The sequence below is a fragment of the Bradyrhizobium shewense genome, from assembly GCF_900094605.1.
GTDB lineage: Bacteria > Pseudomonadota > Alphaproteobacteria > Rhizobiales > Xanthobacteraceae > Bradyrhizobium > Bradyrhizobium shewense.
The window spans coordinates 46,695-61,328 of record NZ_FMAI01000002.1 but is presented as its reverse complement, the minus strand read 5'-3'; the positions used below and the strand labels follow the sequence as shown (position 1 = coordinate 61,328).

The 14,634-nt window shown below is 64.6% G+C and carries 15 protein-coding genes; 7 read left to right on the top strand and 8 right to left on the bottom strand.

The window, feature by feature from the left end; translation table 11 throughout:
* Window positions 1–365: 365 nt before the first annotated feature.
* The 3 genes from GA0061098_RS04450 to GA0061098_RS44740 form a co-directional block, all read right to left on the bottom strand.
* On the bottom strand, window positions 366–2,942 hold the full coding sequence (locus GA0061098_RS04450; RefSeq protein WP_091954101.1) for an HAD-IC family P-type ATPase: 2,577 nt from the start codon (window positions 2,940–2,942) through the stop codon (window positions 366–368).
* Window positions 2,939–3,106 carry a hypothetical protein gene (locus GA0061098_RS44745; RefSeq protein ID WP_165637162.1) on the bottom strand — a complete coding sequence of 56 codons (168 nt, stop codon included), beginning with the start codon at window positions 3,104–3,106 and terminating at the stop codon, window positions 2,939–2,941. Before GA0061098_RS44745 ends, GA0061098_RS04450 begins: the two co-directional genes overlap by 4 nt.
* Before the next feature lie 197 nt (window positions 3,107–3,303).
* Window positions 3,304–3,447 (bottom strand): hypothetical protein, encoded by a 144-nt coding sequence (locus tag GA0061098_RS44740; RefSeq protein WP_165637161.1) that lies wholly within the window; start codon window positions 3,445–3,447, stop codon window positions 3,304–3,306.
* A 267-nt stretch (window positions 3,448–3,714) separates the two neighbouring features.
* Between GA0061098_RS44740 and GA0061098_RS44735 the strand changes: the two genes are divergently transcribed.
* Window positions 3,715–3,870, top strand: a complete 156-nt coding sequence (locus GA0061098_RS44735) for a hypothetical protein (protein ID WP_165637160.1) — start codon at window positions 3,715–3,717, stop codon at window positions 3,868–3,870.
* A gap of 34 nt (window positions 3,871–3,904) precedes the next feature.
* Here the strand turns inward: GA0061098_RS44735 and GA0061098_RS04440 are convergent, their stop codons facing one another.
* Window positions 3,905–4,534, bottom strand: a complete 630-nt coding sequence (locus GA0061098_RS04440; protein WP_028145250.1) for a ParB-like protein — start codon at window positions 4,532–4,534, stop codon at window positions 3,905–3,907.
* 339 nt (window positions 4,535–4,873) lie between these two features.
* Between GA0061098_RS04440 and GA0061098_RS04435 the strand changes: the two genes are divergently transcribed.
* The 6 genes from GA0061098_RS04435 to GA0061098_RS04410 all read left to right on the top strand — a co-directional run bounded on the left by GA0061098_RS04435 (window position 4,874) and on the right by GA0061098_RS04410 (window position 9,730).
* Entirely contained in the window at window positions 4,874–5,215 is a 342-nt protein-coding gene (locus GA0061098_RS04435) for a hypothetical protein (RefSeq protein ID WP_018320952.1), read from the top strand.
* A gap of 224 nt (window positions 5,216–5,439) precedes the next feature.
* Entirely contained in the window at window positions 5,440–5,727 is a 288-nt protein-coding gene (locus GA0061098_RS04430; RefSeq protein ID WP_007592476.1) for an acyl carrier protein, read from the top strand.
* A gap of 10 nt (window positions 5,728–5,737) precedes the next feature.
* Window positions 5,738–6,208, top strand: coding sequence for a 3-hydroxyacyl-ACP dehydratase FabZ family protein (locus GA0061098_RS04425; protein ID WP_091954096.1), 471 nt, complete (start codon window positions 5,738–5,740; stop codon window positions 6,206–6,208).
* The gene (locus GA0061098_RS04420; protein ID WP_091954093.1) at window positions 6,205–7,410 is read left to right on the top strand and encodes a beta-ketoacyl-ACP synthase; all 1,206 of its coding nucleotides are present in this window, start codon (window positions 6,205–6,207) and stop codon (window positions 7,408–7,410) included. Before GA0061098_RS04425 ends, GA0061098_RS04420 begins: the two co-directional genes overlap by 4 nt.
* Before the next feature lie 101 nt (window positions 7,411–7,511).
* Window positions 7,512–8,789 carry a beta-ketoacyl-ACP synthase gene (locus GA0061098_RS04415; RefSeq protein ID WP_091954090.1) on the top strand — a complete coding sequence of 426 codons (1,278 nt, stop codon included), beginning with the start codon at window positions 7,512–7,514 and terminating at the stop codon, window positions 8,787–8,789.
* Between the two features lie 8 nt (window positions 8,790–8,797).
* Complete coding sequence (locus tag GA0061098_RS04410; protein ID WP_091954087.1) at window positions 8,798–9,730, top strand: lipid A biosynthesis lauroyl acyltransferase; 933 nt, start codon at window positions 8,798–8,800, stop codon at window positions 9,728–9,730.
* A gap of 39 nt (window positions 9,731–9,769) precedes the next feature.
* Here the strand turns inward: GA0061098_RS04410 and GA0061098_RS04405 are convergent, their stop codons facing one another.
* The 4 genes from GA0061098_RS04405 to GA0061098_RS04390 form a co-directional block, all read right to left on the bottom strand.
* Complete coding sequence (locus GA0061098_RS04405) at window positions 9,770–10,894, bottom strand: polyamine ABC transporter substrate-binding protein (protein WP_091954084.1); 1,125 nt, start codon at window positions 10,892–10,894, stop codon at window positions 9,770–9,772.
* A gap of 2 nt (window positions 10,895–10,896) precedes the next feature.
* Window positions 10,897–12,078, bottom strand: a complete 1,182-nt coding sequence (locus GA0061098_RS04400) for an aminotransferase (RefSeq protein WP_091954081.1) — start codon at window positions 12,076–12,078, stop codon at window positions 10,897–10,899.
* Window positions 12,079–12,085: 7 nt separating this feature from the next.
* A complete protein-coding gene (locus GA0061098_RS04395; RefSeq protein ID WP_026202463.1) occupies window positions 12,086–12,412 on the bottom strand; it encodes a rhodanese-like domain-containing protein in 327 nt (108 codons plus the stop codon).
* Between the two features lie 157 nt (window positions 12,413–12,569).
* Window positions 12,570–14,498, bottom strand: coding sequence for a potassium transporter Kup (locus tag GA0061098_RS04390; RefSeq protein WP_091954077.1), 1,929 nt, complete (start codon window positions 14,496–14,498; stop codon window positions 12,570–12,572).
* Between the last annotated feature and the right edge of the window lie 136 nt (window positions 14,499–14,634).

The window sequence follows — 14,634 nt, the reverse complement described above, 5'->3', positions numbered from 1 at the left end:
GACGGGCGGAAGATCCGATGCTCCACTCACGCCCTGGGCTTGCGCGTTGCCGCCAAAGGCGATGGCCGGAGGAAGCACGAGAAGACCGCACAACGTCGACACGCATCCGCGCTTCGTTGCGCGTGCGTCAAACACAAATTCCAGCATTCCCAGTCCCCGAATTTACGGGGACGACCATGCAAAGACTCCGAACGCACAATCAAAGTCTTTCGGACATTCACGTCGTAGAATCTATGTAGACTAGACCTGTTCTAATGAAACGACGTCAGCATCTCGCAGGCGTCTTCCGTTGGCTGCACGAATTCCCGACGCTGAACGATTCCCGCCGCGCGCCGCGATGAGCGATCGACCTGCCGCGTCACCATTTAGAATCGCAGTCGCCGCGCCCAAACCGGCTTCAGCAGTTCGAGCACCGTGAGTACCAGCAATCCCGCGCCGAGCGTGACCATGAGATCGTCGAGGTGCAGGGGGCCGAAACGAAACAGGCTGGACGCTGGCGGCCAGAACAGGGCCGCGGCCAGAACGAGCGCGATCGACAGGAATATCCAGAGCAAAGCCGGATTCGGACGGAAGAACGCTGACAAGAACGACGCGCTGAAGGACCGGTTGACCAGCACCAGCGCGACGACGCAGACGACCAGCGCGATGAAAGCCAGCGTGCGCGCCTCGTCGGGTGGAATACCGGAACGAAGCGCAACGACGAAAATCACGGCGATCAAGGCAAATGCCATGACGCCTTGAAGGATGCTCCAGCCGACCAAAGCCCACGAGAACAATTCCGCATCGGCGCGCCGCGGCGGGCGCGTCATGACATCGCGCTCCTCCCGCTCGGCTTCGAACACGAGCGAGCAGACCGGGTCGATGATCAGCTCCAGAAACGCAATGTGAACGGGTCCGAGAATCAGAGGCAGCCCGAAGACCAGCGGAAGCAGGGCAAGCCCCGCGATCGGAACGTGGACGGCGAAAATGAAGGCCATCGCCTTGCGGAGATTGTCGTAGATTCGGCGCCCCAGCCGGATGGATGCGACGATGGAGCCGAAATCGTCGTCGAGCAGGACGATCGAGGATGCCTCGCGGGCGACATCGGTGCCGCGGCCCCCCATCGCGATCCCGATATGGGCCGCCTTCAGGGACGGCGCGTCGTTGACGCCGTCGCCGGTCATCGCGACGATCTCGCCGCTGCGCTTCATCGCCTGAACGATCCGCAGCTTCTGCTCCGGCAGGACCCGCGCAAACACGTTCACGTTCCTGACGAGGGCCTCCAGCCCGCTCTCGTCCGCGAGCCTGATCTGCTCACCGGTCGCGACCTCGTTGACGTCGAGCCCGGCCTGCCTGGCGATCGCCATGGCGGTCGCCGGATAGTCGCCCGTAATCATGACGACGCGGATGCCGGCCGAACGACATTCGGCCACCGCCTCGGGGACGTGCGGACGAAGCGGATCGGCCAACCCGACCAGACCGAGGAAGCGAAACGAAAAACCTTCCTGCGAGCTCGGCAGGGCCTCGCCGTCGCAGGTCGCGGCGGCCACGCCCAGCACGCGAAGACCATCCTTCGCCATCGCCGCGACCGCATCGCGCATCGCGTCCTGGTCCGCACCCTCCAACTTGCAGAGGCGCGCAATCGCTTCGGGAGCACCTTTGGCCGAGGCGAACACTCCCTGGGACGATTGCCAAACCTGGGTCATCGCCAGCAGCTCGGGGCGCAGGCCGTAGGTGCGGATCAAGGTCCGAGCGCCCGGGGGTTCATCATCCTCCGGCAGGCTCGCCTGCGCGAACGCATGCAGGGCCTTCTCCATCGGATCGAATGGTTCGGGCGAGCTCGCTAGAGCACTGCAACGCGCCAGCTCGAAAAACTCCGCTCCCAGGGGCGCCGGCTGCGAAGACACGGGGCGCACGCTCGTCCCATCGCGTAGCCTCAGCTCCGCAACCGACATCCGGTTCTGTGTCAGCGTGCCGGTCTTGTCGGTGCACAGCACCGTGGCGGAGCCGAGCACCTCGATCGCGGCCGCGCGCCGCGTCAGCACCCGCGCCTTCGAGATCCGCCAGGCGCCCATGGCCATGAACACCGTGAGGACAACGGCAAACTCCTCAGGCAGCATGGACATGCCGATCGCGATGCCTCCGAGCATCGCCTGCAGCCAATCCCCGCGCAACATTCCGTAAAGCAGGACGGCGGCCAGGCTGATCGCCGCGCCGCCGAGAAAGCAAAGCCGTACGAGCCGTGCGGTCTGCTGCTGCAGCCGCGGCGGCTCCGGCTTCAAACCATGCAGCGACAGCCCGATCTTCCCGATCTCGCTGCGAGGGCCGGTGGCCTCGACCTCGGCGAGGCCCTCGCCTCGCACGACCAGCGAGCCCGAATACACGAAGGGCAGGTCATCGCCGCCCGGGCGATGCTCAGCCAAGGCGGCCTTTTCAGTCAAGGAAGCTTTGGCGACCGGCGTCTTGAGGGCCTGCTTGCGAACCGGGACCGATTCTCCGGTCAGCAGGGACTCATCGACCGCCAGATCACGCGCGCTGACGAGTACCGCATCCGCTGGAATCCGATCGCCCTCGGCCAGGACGAGGAGATCGCCGCGAACGACGTCCCGGCCCGCGATGCGCCGGCGCTCCCCGTCCCTGACCACGAGCGCTCGCGGACTGGTCAGCTCTCGCAACGCCTCCAGCACGCGCTCGGTGCGGGTTTCCTGCACGATCGTAATCACGACGGAGATGGCGCCGAATGCCAGGAGGAGCAGCGCCTCGCGGAGGTCGCCGAGCAGCAGGTAGACCAGCCCGCCACACAGAAGGAGGGCGAGCATCGGCTCGCGCAACACCTCCAGCACGATGCGCAGCGGCGTGCGCCGTTCGGGCCGTGGCAGTTCGTTGTAACCTTCCTGTTGCAGCCGCAGCCGGGCCTCGGTTTCGCTGAGCCCGGCCGAACCGCCGCTTTCTGTCCTGCTCACGTCTTCCGCCGCATGCTCCAGAGACTTCCAGCCCCCACGACGGCTGTCACGAGCAGGACGGCGACAAAGGTCTGGATGACGGTGAAGTTCAGGGCATCGCGCGCGACGAACAGCGCGGTGACCGCGCCGGCGACGATAAAGACGATGCGAAAGATGATGCTCACGGCCGTGCCTCCAGTCTTGCATGACTTGGAGCCCGGGCCCGCGACGTCGGGGCACAACGCTGCTTCTGCAACCATGCAGGCAGACTCTAACCGGTCAAAGCGAGGCAGACTTGCGGCAGGTCAAGCCTGATCCGGCCATCGCCGCGTGCGGCCGGTCGACGGGTGCGACCTGATGTCCACGTCGAAGCGATCAGCTGCTAACGCTTCGCCATCAACTCGAGCGCCGGAGCAAAGCGCTCCGCGAACGTCAACGACTTGGCGTGGTGAACTGCGGCAAACGATGCCGAAATCCCTGCCGAAGCGACCGCGAGCAAGGCAATTGCGAAAACCAGACGGCGCATGTTCGCCTCCTGTGTGAGCTCGTCTACCCCATAGAAATGGGACTGCTCTGTTTCAGGACGGTTTCATGGGCGCGGAAATTGATTTCACTCAAGCGCCTGTGATGGGATCCGGCTTATCTGGACGCATTCCGTAACCAACTAACAATGGTCGACGTATTTTGCAGCGGAGCGCGGCCGTGTTGGGAATTCTACATCCGCCGACACGATCCTGAGCACTGCGGCGACCAGCAGCATTCGCTGGAATGGGAGTCATCAAGGACTATTCAAATGAAGATCGTGATCCAGAAGCTCAATGGCCTGTGGCACCTCATCGTCGGGTCGAGCCAGATCCGAACGCCGTTCCTGGACACCCAGGACCGCGCGCTGGTGGTCACTTACGCCCGCCGCGCCTATCCCGGCGCCAGGATCTTCCAGCGCGACTGATGTGAAGCATCACCGCACGCGATTTCCGACGCCCCTAATCATCGTCCTCCGGACCGCACCAGCCGGGCAGATAGATCGCATCCTTGCTCTTGGCTGCGGACATCGCCTTCTCGATCGCCTTGTCGAAATCGGCCTCCACCGTCTTGCGCGAGACTTTTCGGCGCAGGAAATCGGCCCACAGGAATTCGGAGAACGGCGTGGTGTCCTTGGCGAATCCGCCCAGGCGGCGCAATTCGCCGGCAAGGCTGCGGAACGGATCGTCCTTGAGATCGGCAACCGATTTGGGCAGGTCGCGGAACTGTCGCCGTTCGCCCTTGGCGTCGTAAGGATAGACCCAACGCTTGTTGTCCATCACGCCCCAGAAGGCCTCGCGCTCGACCATGCGGAGGTCGCCGACGATGGTCACCAGCACCTCCTTGACGCCTTCGTCGTGCAGCGCCCGGCCGAGATGATGATGGTCGATCACATAGTACCGGGCGTCGGGGCCGTAGACGACGGGGATCATGTGCTTGCCGAGAAGATCGGCCTGCTTCTTCTTGTCATGCTCGCGCCAGCGCTTCCGCTTCTCCTTGACCTCGCGCATGCCGACCGTCATCTGCGTCGGCCGGAGCGACAGGATCGGGACCGGGTGCACTCTCGGCTCACGCGCGTTGGTCGTGGTCATGGTCGAAGGCCCCTCGCATGGATGCAACTGACGGTTCAGGTTCCACGACTATGGCATGGGCCATGCGGCGGCAAAACGTGTTCGGAAGGACGCGGAGATCACAAGCCGATGCAAAAGGGGAACGAAGGTGTGAAGTCCTTGGCCCTTGCTACCTCTGTTGTTGCAACGCAACCCTTGCATCCCTGCCGCCGACACGACGGCCGGTTCCGCGGTCGCGTCCCACACTCCATGCACAAATAGTGCGAGCGTACAAATGCACGCGGGCATTGCGAAGATTTTCTGCAACACGTTCATCACGTGTGCTATCTAAAATCGCTGCTTCGGAGTGATCCCCGCCCCATGACTACCCAGCGGCCCATAAGCTCTGACGACGAGCACCGGGTGCTCCAGTTCAGGCCGCGCACCTCGCCTTCCCCGACGGTCCACCGAGGTAGCGGCACCGTGCAGCCGTTGCGAGTCGCCCCCGAACCGCTCGACCTGTCGCGCTACGAGAAGCCCCGCGCCGAGCCGGACGATTTCCGCCATCGTATGCTCGCCAACATCGCGGCGCTGGCCTTCACCATCGCGCTGACCGCAATCGGAATTTGGCTCGCGGTGAGCATCGCCGACCTCCGCCGGACCCAGGATTGCGTGCTGATGGGCCGTCGCGACTGCGTCAAGATCACGACGCCGCACATCTAGGCCCGTCTCGCCCCGGCCTCGGCGAGCAGGGGACTTCAGCCGGGGCATCCCCAGCCCTGTCTCGCCGCCTGCCCGGCTCCATTGAACTCAGGGCGGCGCTCCGATATACGGGCTTTCGACCCGGCCAGAGGGGGGTTTGAGGGCGTCATAAGGGGCGCGATGCCCACCCACCGTGCCACTCTGGACAATCTGACAAATATCAGCAATATATCAAAGGCTTAGTGATGTCTTCCACATTCGATCAGGTCGCCACGATCATCGCTGAAACCTGCGACATCCCGCGCGACACGATCACGCCGGATAGTCATGCCATTGACGATCTCGGCATCGACAGCCTCGATTTCCTTGATATCGCGTTTGCGATCGACAAGCAGTTCGGCATCAAGCTCCCGCTGGAAAAGTGGACCCAGGAGGTCAACGACGGCAAGGCGACCACCGAGCAGTATTTCGTGCTGAAGAATCTGTGCGCCCGCATCGACGAACTGGTTGCGGCCAAGGGCGCGAGCGCCTAAGCGCGCGGTCATGCAACTCGAATACTTCCACATGATCGATCGCATCGTCGACCTCAAGGTCGACGAGAAGACGATCGTCGTCGAAGCGCAGGTCCCGCAGGAGAGCACCATCTTCGAGGGGCACTTCCCGGGTTACCCCTTGATGCCCGGCGTGCTCCTGATCGAATCGATGGCGCAGGCCTCGGGCTGGCTTCAGCTCGGCGTGTTCAAGTTTGAACGCATGCCGATCCTTGCCGCCGTGAAGGAGGCCAAGGTCCGCGGCTCGGTCTTCCCCGGCGATCTCATGAGCATCGAAGCGAGCCTCACCCATGAAGGCTCCGGCTATGCCATGACCGAAGCCAAGATCAGGGTCGGCGGCAAGCTGCGCGCGAATTCGGCGCTGACCTTCACGCTGATCCCCTTCCCCAATGCGGATATGCGCGGCTACATGGCGAAAGTCGCCGAGCGCGTCGGCTTTCCGCAACAGGCCGTATCGCCATGACTGACACTGCTTCGAAGCCCGGCCAGACCGAAGTCTGGATCACCGGCATTGGACTCGCGACCTCGCTCGGCGAGGGCCTGGACGCCAACTGGGGCGCGCTTCAGGAGAAGCGCATCAATGTCGACGAGAAGGGCTTTGCGCCCTACGTCGTGCATCCCTTGACGCCTGTTAGCTTCGACAGCCAGATCCCGAAGAAGGGCGACCAGCGCCAGATGGAAGCCTGGCAGCGCATCGGCACCTATGCCGCCGGCCTTGCGCTCGATTCCGCCGGGATCAAGGGCAACAAGGACATCCTGTCGAAGATCGACATGGTGGTGGCAGCAGGCGGCGGCGAGCGCGATCTCAACGTCGACACCGGCGTCTTGACGGCCGAGGCCAAGGGCGCGAACGCGCCCGGCTTCCTCAACGAGCGCTTGATGAGCGATCTCAGGCCGACGCTGTTCCTGGCGCAGCTCTCCAACCTGCTCGCCGGCAACATCGCCATCGTGCACGGACTTGGCGGCACCTCGCGCACCTTCATGGGCGAAGAGGTTGCCGGCGCCGATGCCGCCCGCATTGCGCTTGCGCGCATCGCCTCGGGCGAGAGCGACATCGCGCTGGTCGGCGGCTCGCACAATGGCGAGCGCAAGGACTTGCTCGTCCTCTACGAATTCGGCGATTTCAACCTCAAGGACAAGTTCACTCCTGTCTGGGCGCGCAAGGACCACGCCGGCTTCGCACTCGGCTCGGCCGGCGCCTTCCTGGTGCTGGAGTCGAAAGCGCATGCGCAAGCGCGCGGGGCAAAGCCGTTCGCAAGACTGTCGAGCGTCGTCGCCGACCTCGCCCGGCGCAAGCAGCCCGGCGACATGGCCGCGACGCTGGAGCAGCTGTGGGCCAAGCTGCCCAGGTGCGAAGGCAAGGGCGCGATCATCTCGGGCGCGACCGGTGCAGAGCCCGCCACAAGCGAAGAGCGCGACTTCCTGAAGGGCCATGCCGACTTCCCGGTGCGTTCGACCGGCACGATGTTCGGCCACACGATGGAGACGCAATTCCCGCTCGGCATCGCGCTCGCCGCGCTCTCGATCTCGCGCGGTGCGCTGTTCCCGCCGAACGATTCCACGGGCACCGAGATTGAAATGCAGGGAGCGCCCACCCAGATTGTGGTGGTGGGGGCCGGACACTGGCGCGGCGAAGGCATGGCGCTGGTCGAGGCAGTTAGCTAAAACGCGTCGCGCTTTAGCGAGTTAATGTTTGGAGCATGATCTTTCCGGAAAACCGCGTCACACTTTTCCGGATCATGCTCTAGGTCTATCGGGGGATCAACATGACTGCACCACGCGACAAACTCGGGCGTCCCGTCGTCGTCGTCACCGGCATGGGCATCATGACCTCGCTCGGTGCCGGCAAGGCCGACAATTGGGCCAAGCTCGTCGCCGGCGAATCCGGCATCCGCACCATCACGCGCTTTCCGGTCGACGGCCTGAAGACCACGATGGCCGGCACCGTCGATTTCGTCAGCGTCGATCCGTTCTCCTCCACCGCCCTGTCCGAGCGGATGGCTGAGCTCGTGACGGAGGAAGCGCTCGAGCAGGCCGGCATCGGCGCCAAGGCCGATTTCCCGGGACCCCTGTTCCTCGCGGTTGCGCCGGTCGAAGTCGAATGGCCGCAGCGCCGCGAGCTCGGCCGCGCCGTCGGTGCGCTCGACTTCAACTATGACGATCTCTTGCGCATCTCCGGCGGCGGCAAGTACAGCGCCTATCATCACCGCTTCATGTTCGGCTCGGTGGCCGCGCATCTCGCCGAGACCTTTGGCACCAAGGGCTCGCCGATCTCGCTGTCGACGGCCTGCGCGTCCGGAGCCACCTCGATCCAGCTCGGCGTCGAGGCGATCCGCCGCGGCGAGACCGATGCTGCGCTGTGCGTCGCGACCGACGGCACCGTGAACCCCGAGGCCCTCGTGCGCTTCTCGCTGCTCTCGGCGCTGTCGACCCAGAACGATCCGCCGCAAGCGGCCTCCCGCCCCTTCTCCAAGAACCGCGACGGCTTCGTCATGGCCGAAGGCGCCGGCGCGCTCGTGCTGGAAAGCTACGAGGCCGCCACCGCGCGCGGCGCAAAGATCCTCGGCGTGATCGCCGGCTGCGGCGAGCTCACCGATTCCTTCCATCGCACCCGCTCTTCGCCCGATGGCAAGCCGATCATCGGCTGCATGAACAAGACGCTGGCCGATGCCGGCATGACGCCGGACCAGATCGACCACATCAACGCGCACGGCACGGCGACGCCCGAGAACGACAAGATGGAGTTCAACACGACATCGGCCGTGTTCGGCGAGCTCGCGCAGAAGATTCCGGTGACCTCCAACAAGTCGATGGTCGGCCACACCATCTCGGCGGCAGGCGCGGTCGAGGCGATCTTCTCGCTGCTCACGCTCGAGCATCAGCGCATCCCGCCGACGATCAATTACGAGACGCCGGATCCCACGATCCTGTTCAACGTCGTCGGCAACAAGGCACGCGACGCCCGCGTCACCGCGGTGATGTCGAACTCGTTCGGCTTCGGCGGCCAGAACGCCTCGCTGATCCTGACCCGCGAACCGGCCTGACCGGACGCATGGCGCTGCTTCCTGCGAGGACGAAGGCCCGCGCGCGGGAGGCTGCGAAATCGATCGGCGGCAGCCTGATCGGCGCCGCTACCGTGGGCATGCTGCGCACCACGCGCTATTTCGATCCGGCCAAGACCTCGGACTTTTTCGCGCGCGTGGTGAAGCTGATCGGCCCGCGCCTGCGCGAGCACCGCATCGGCCGCGCCAACCTCACCGCAGCGTTTCCGGAGAAGTCGCCCGAAGAGATCGAACAGATCCTGATGGGCGTCTGGGACAATCTCGGCCGCGTCGGCGCCGAATTCGCCCATATGGATCAGGTCTGGGATTACGAGCGCGACGATCCCGAAAACAGCCGCATCGAACTCCCGGCGCGCAGCATCGAGCTGTTCGACCAGATCCGCGACGACGGCAAGCCGGCGCTGATCTTCGCCGCGCATCTGGCCAATTGGGAATTGCCGGCGCTCGCCGCCGTCTCGCATGGCCTCGATGCCGCGATCCTCTACCGCCGGCCCAACATTGCCTCTGCCGACCGCATCATCCAGGAGATGCGCCAGGTCAACATGGGCACGTTGATCCCGGCCGGGCGGGACGCGCCGCTGCGCCTCGCGCAGGCGCTGAAGGACGGCAAGCATGTCGCCATGCTGATCGACCAGTATCTGACCGGCGGCGTCGAGGTCACCTTCTTCGGCCGCAAGACCCGCGCCAACCCGATGCTGGCCCGCCTGCTGCGCCAGGTCGAATGCCCGATCCACGGCGTCCGCATCATCCGCCTGCCGGGCGGCCGCTTCACCGCCGAGATCACCGAGGAGATCCAGCCGGTGCGCGATGCCGACGGCAAGATCGACATCCAGGGCACCACCCAGGCGATCACCAGCGTGGTGGAGAGCTGGGTGCGCGAGCATCCCGAGCAGTGGCTCTGGCTGCATCGCAGGTGGCGGTAGTTACGCCGTCATTGCGAAGAGCGGAGCGACGAATGCCCCTCACCGCCCCGTCTTCACCTTGGTCCAGAGCCGGTTGATGATGCGCTGGGTCGCCGGCTCGCGCGCCGTGATGACGAACAGTTTTGAAAGCGTCGCCTCGTCCGGATAGATGTTCTTGTCACCAAGGATCTTTGGATCGACCAGCTTCTGGCTGGCGAGGTTGCCGCTCGCGTAGGACAGGAAGTCCGAGTTCTTGGCGGCGACGTCGGGGCGGTAGAGATAGTTGATCAGCTCGTAGGCTTCCCTCACGTTCTTGGCGTCCGCGGGGATCGCAAGATTGTCGAAGAACATCTGCGCGCCCTCCTTCGGAATGGCGTAGCCGATCTCGACGCCGCTGCTGTTGTCTTTCTTGGCCTCCGCCGCACGGGCGCGGGCCTGCATGATGTCGCCGGACCAGCCGACCACGAAGCAGATCTCGCCGGTCGCGAGCGCGCTGAGATATTCGGAGGAGTGGAATTTGCGCACGGAGGGGCGGACTTTCGCGACGACATCGGCGGCCTTCTCGAGGTCAGCCTGCTTGGTCGAGTTCGGATCGAGCCCCAGATAGTTCAGCGCCGCCGGAAAGATGTCGTCGGCGGAGTCGAGCATGTGGACGCCGCAATCTCTAAATTTGGCCAGGTTCTCCGGCTTGAAGACGATCTCCCAGCTGTCGATCTTGGCATCCGCCCCGAGGATCTGCTTCACCTTGGCGACGTTGTAGCCGATGCCCGTCGTGCCCCACATATAGTTGGCGGCGTAGTTGTTGCCGGGATCGTAGGTCGCAAGGTTCTTGGTCACCATCGGCCAGGCATTTTCCAGATTCGGCAGCTTCGACTTGTCGAGCTTCTGGAAGATGTTGGCCTTGATCTGGCGCTGCAGGAAATAGGCCGTGGGCACCACGACGTCGTAGCCGGACTTGCCGGCCATCAGGCGCGTCTCCAGCGTCTCGTTGGCATCGAAGGTGTCGTAGACCACCTTGATGCCGGTCTCCTTGGTGAAGGCCTCGAGGACGTCTGGCGCCATATAGTTGGACCAGTTGTAGAAATTGACGACCCGCTCCTCGGCCCTGACAGGGGCGGAAAGCAAATTCAGCGCGGCGGCGATCGCAAGGCCAAGGCCAAATCCGCAGCGGCCGACATCCGTCATCTCTACCTCTTGCGTCCGCGCACCGCGTCCGACAGCCGCTCCAGCGCGGTGTCGAGCGTCTCGTCCTTCTTGGCGAAGCAGAAGCGCACCACCGAGGTCACCGGGTCCTGCTCGTAGAAGGCCGACACCGGGATCGCCGCGACCTTGTAGTCCTTCACGATCCGCCAGCAGAACTCGGTATCGCTTTCGTTGAGCCCGAGCGGCGACAGGTCGACGGTGAGGAAGTAGGTGCCTTGCGACTTCAGCACGGGGAAGCCGAGGCTCTCCAGCCCCTTGGTCAGGCGATCCCTGCTCCGCATCAGGTCCTTGCGCATCGACAGGAAATACTCGTCGGGCTTGCCGAGGCCGTAGGCGACGGCGGCCTGCAGGTTCGGCGCCGTGGTGAAGGTCAGGAACTGGTGCACCTTGGCGGCGACGCGCAGGAGCGGCGGCGCGGCGCAGACGAAGCCGATCTTCCAGCCCGTCAGCGAGAAGATCTTGCCGGCCGAGCCGACCTTGATGGTGCGCTCGCGCATGCCGGGAATCGTGATCAGCGGGATGTGCTTGTGCTCGTCGAAGGTGACGTGCTCCCAGACCTCGTCACAGATCGCGATGACGTCGAACTCCTGGCAGTAGCGCGCCAAGAGTTCGAGATCCTCGCGCGGGAAAACCACCGCGCTAGGATTCAAGGGGTTGTTGAACAGCACCGCCTTGGTCTTTGAATTGAAGACGCTTTTCAGCATGTCCTCATTCAAGCGCCAGTGCGGCGGCTCCAGCCGCACGAGGCGCGGAATGCCGCCGGCCTGGCGGATGATCGGCAGATAGGAATCATAGACCGGCTGGAAGCAGACCACCTCGTCGCCGGGCTGGACCACCGCGAGGATCGCGGAGGTCAGCGCCTCGGTACCGCCGGAGGTCACCATCACCTCGCTCATCGGATCGAGCTTGAGGCCGTGCCAATGGCCGTAATGGGTCGCGATCGCCTGGCGCAGCTCCGGCAGGCCCATCATCGAGGGGTATTGGTTGTAGCCGTTCAGCGAGGCCTCGGCCGCGGCGCGGCGGATGTCCTCCGGACCCGGATCGTCGGGAAAGCCCTGGCCGAGATTGATGGCGGCATTGTCGCGCGCGGCCTGCGACATCGCCTCGAAGATGGTAACGGGAAGGTCGGCGAAGACCTTGTTCAGCGAGGAGCTCTTGGACGTCATCGCGGGGTCAGCCACCGACCTTGCTGGGAAGCCCCGCCGCCTTCCAGCCGAGCATGCCGCCGGCCAGATGCTTGTCGTAAGGCAGGCCCGCCGCCTGCGCCGCGAGCGAGGCCGTCACCGAGCGTTTGCCCGAGCGGCAGGCGAACACGACGTCCTTGCCTTGGGGATCGGGGATCGCCTTGGGATCGAAGGTCGAGAGCGGCACCACGACGCCGTAGGGATAGGCCTCGGCTTCGACCTCGTTCGGCTCGCGCACGTCGACGAGGAGATAGCGGCCCTCCGCGACACCCTTGGAGACCTCGTCCGGGGTCAGATCCTGCACCTGGTTTGCCACATCATCCTCCAACGTCGCACGTGCCAGCCGGACCTATCCCGGCCGGCGGCAACCTCGCCTCTCGGCTCACGAAAATCAAGCGCTACAAAGGCTTGAGCCGCGCGGCGCAAGTTAAAGCTAAATCGCAGCGACTTGAAGTGCGGGTTTGGCTGGCCGCCTAGATCGTCACCTGCGTTCCGACCTCGACCACGCGGCCAGAGGGGATCTGGAAATAGTCGGTGGCATCGTTGGCGGAGCGGCTGAGCGAGATGAACAGCCGGTCCTGCCAGCGCGGCATGCCGGAATGGACGGCGGGCTTGAGCGCTCTGCGCGACAGGAAGAACGAGGTCGACATGATGTCGAACTGCCAGCCGAGCTTGCGGGCGATCGCCAGCGCCTTCGGCACGTTGGGCGATTCCATGAAGCCGAACTTCAGCGTCACCTTGGAGAAGGTCGGGCTGATCTGCTCCAGCTTGACGCGCTCGGCTGGATCGATCCGTGGGGTCTGCGCCGTCTCGATGGTGAGAATGACATTCTTCTCATGCAGGACTTTGTAGTGCTTCAGACTATGCATCAGCGCGGTCGGCGCGCTGAGCGGGTCCGAGGTCAGGAACACGGCCGTGCCGGGCACCCGCTGCGGCGGTCGCTTCTCCAGCATCGCCACCAGATCGGCGAGCGGGAACTCGAGCTTGCGCGACTTCTCAAACAGCAGCCGGCTGCCGCGCCGCCACGTGTACATCAGGATGATCATGACCGCGCCGAGCGCCAGCGGCACCCAGCCGCCCTCGAACACCTTGAGCAGGTTGGCGGCCAGGAATGTGAGGTCGAGGAACAGGAATGGCGCAATCAGCGCCCCGGCCGCGAGCGGCGACCAGCGCCAGACCTTCCAGATCACGACGAAGCCCATCATCGCCGTGACCACCATGGTCCCGGTGACGGAGATGCCGTAGGCGGACGCGAGCGCACTGGAGGAGCGGAACAAAAGCACCAGCAGCACCACCGCGACGAGCAGCAGCTGGTTGATGCGCGGGATGAAGATCTGGCCGGAATGGGCTTCCGACGTATGACGAATTTCGAAGCGGGGCAGCAGGCCGAGCTGAATTGCCTGGCGCGTCAGCGAATAGGCGCCGGTAATGACCGCTTGGCTGGCGATGACGGTCGCCATGGTGGCGAGCACGACCATGCAGCCGCGGAAGAAGCCTTGCGGGAAGAGCTGGAAGAAGGGGCTGACGATGGCGCCGGGATCGCCGAGCACGAGCGCGCCCTGCCCGAGATAGTTCAGCGCCAGCGACGGCAGCACGATGAATAGCCACGCGGTCTGGATCGGCCGTTTGCCGAAATGGCCGAGATCGGCATAGAGCGCCTCGGCCCCGGTGACCGCGAGGAACACCGCGCCCAGCGTGACGAAGCCGATGATGCCGTGATGGAACATGAAAGAGACCGCATAGAGCGGGTTCAGCGCATACAGCACTTGCGGCTGCTGGATGATCGGATGGATCGCCGCCGCCGCGAGGACCGCAAACCAGACGCACATGATCGGGCCGAAGAAGGCGGCGACGCGGGCGGTTCCGCGCGACTGCACGGCGAACAGGCAGACCAGGATCACCACGGTCAGCGGCACGATATAGGGCTCGAACCGCAACGTGACGTCCTTCATGCCCTCGATCGCCGACAGCACCGACAGCGCAGGCGTGATCACGGCATCGCCGTAGAACAGCGCGCCGGAAATGATGCCGAGCAGGACGACGGTCGCCCCGCCGGTGCCGACCGCGCGCTGGGCCAGCGCCATCAGCGCCAGCGTGCCGCCCTCGCCATTGTTGTCGGCCCGGAGCAGGATCACGACGTATTTGAGCGTCACCACGACGATGAGTGCCCACAGGATCAGCGAGACCACGCCGAGCACCGCCGCCGGGGTCGGCAGCCCCTCTGCGCCAGAGGCGGCCATCACCGCTTCGCGGAACGCGTAGAGCGGGCTGGTGCCGATATCGCCGTAGACGACGCCGATGCTGCCGAGGGTCAGCGCACCGAAACGGGCGGTGGTATGGGCCTCGCCATGCCCATTGGCCGCCGCCGTTTCCGGGGCGGAAATCACTACATCGCTTGTCATGGGAGAGCCCAGTGGCCTCTAAAATGCTTCACTGCACAACGGCGGAAGAGCGCGCGGCTTATAGTCCTGCGCTGCCGGCATAGCCTAGCCCGATTTCGGGGCTTAGCCATGCAGATTCGCATGGCTATGGCAGATG

Bases quoted from the DNA above. Each gene is read 5' to 3' on its own strand.
- GA0061098_RS44740 (WP_165637161.1), bottom strand. From the start codon at position 3,447: ATGCGCCGTCTGGTTTTCGCAATTGCCTTGCTCGCGGTCGCTTCGGCA.
- GA0061098_RS44735 (WP_165637160.1), top strand. From the start codon at position 3,715: ATGAAGATCGTGATCCAGAAGCTCAATGGCCTGTGGCACCTCATCGTC.
- GA0061098_RS04440 (WP_028145250.1), bottom strand. From the start codon at position 4,534: ATGACCACGACCAACGCGCGTGAGCCGAGAGTGCACCCGGTCCCGATC.
- GA0061098_RS04435 (WP_018320952.1), top strand. From the start codon at position 4,874: ATGACTACCCAGCGGCCCATAAGCTCTGACGACGAGCACCGGGTGCTC.
- GA0061098_RS04430 (WP_007592476.1), top strand. From the start codon at position 5,440: ATGTCTTCCACATTCGATCAGGTCGCCACGATCATCGCTGAAACCTGC.
- GA0061098_RS04425 (WP_091954096.1), top strand. From the start codon at position 5,738: ATGCAACTCGAATACTTCCACATGATCGATCGCATCGTCGACCTCAAG.
- GA0061098_RS04420 (WP_091954093.1), top strand. From the start codon at position 6,205: ATGACTGACACTGCTTCGAAGCCCGGCCAGACCGAAGTCTGGATCACC.
- GA0061098_RS04415 (WP_091954090.1), top strand. From the start codon at position 7,512: ATGACTGCACCACGCGACAAACTCGGGCGTCCCGTCGTCGTCGTCACC.
- GA0061098_RS04410 (WP_091954087.1), top strand. From the start codon at position 8,798: ATGGCGCTGCTTCCTGCGAGGACGAAGGCCCGCGCGCGGGAGGCTGCG.
- GA0061098_RS04405 (WP_091954084.1), bottom strand. From the start codon at position 10,894: ATGACGGATGTCGGCCGCTGCGGATTTGGCCTTGGCCTTGCGATCGCC.
- GA0061098_RS04400 (WP_091954081.1), bottom strand. From the start codon at position 12,078: ATGACGTCCAAGAGCTCCTCGCTGAACAAGGTCTTCGCCGACCTTCCC.
- GA0061098_RS04390 (WP_091954077.1), bottom strand. From the start codon at position 14,498: ATGACAAGCGATGTAGTGATTTCCGCCCCGGAAACGGCGGCGGCCAAT.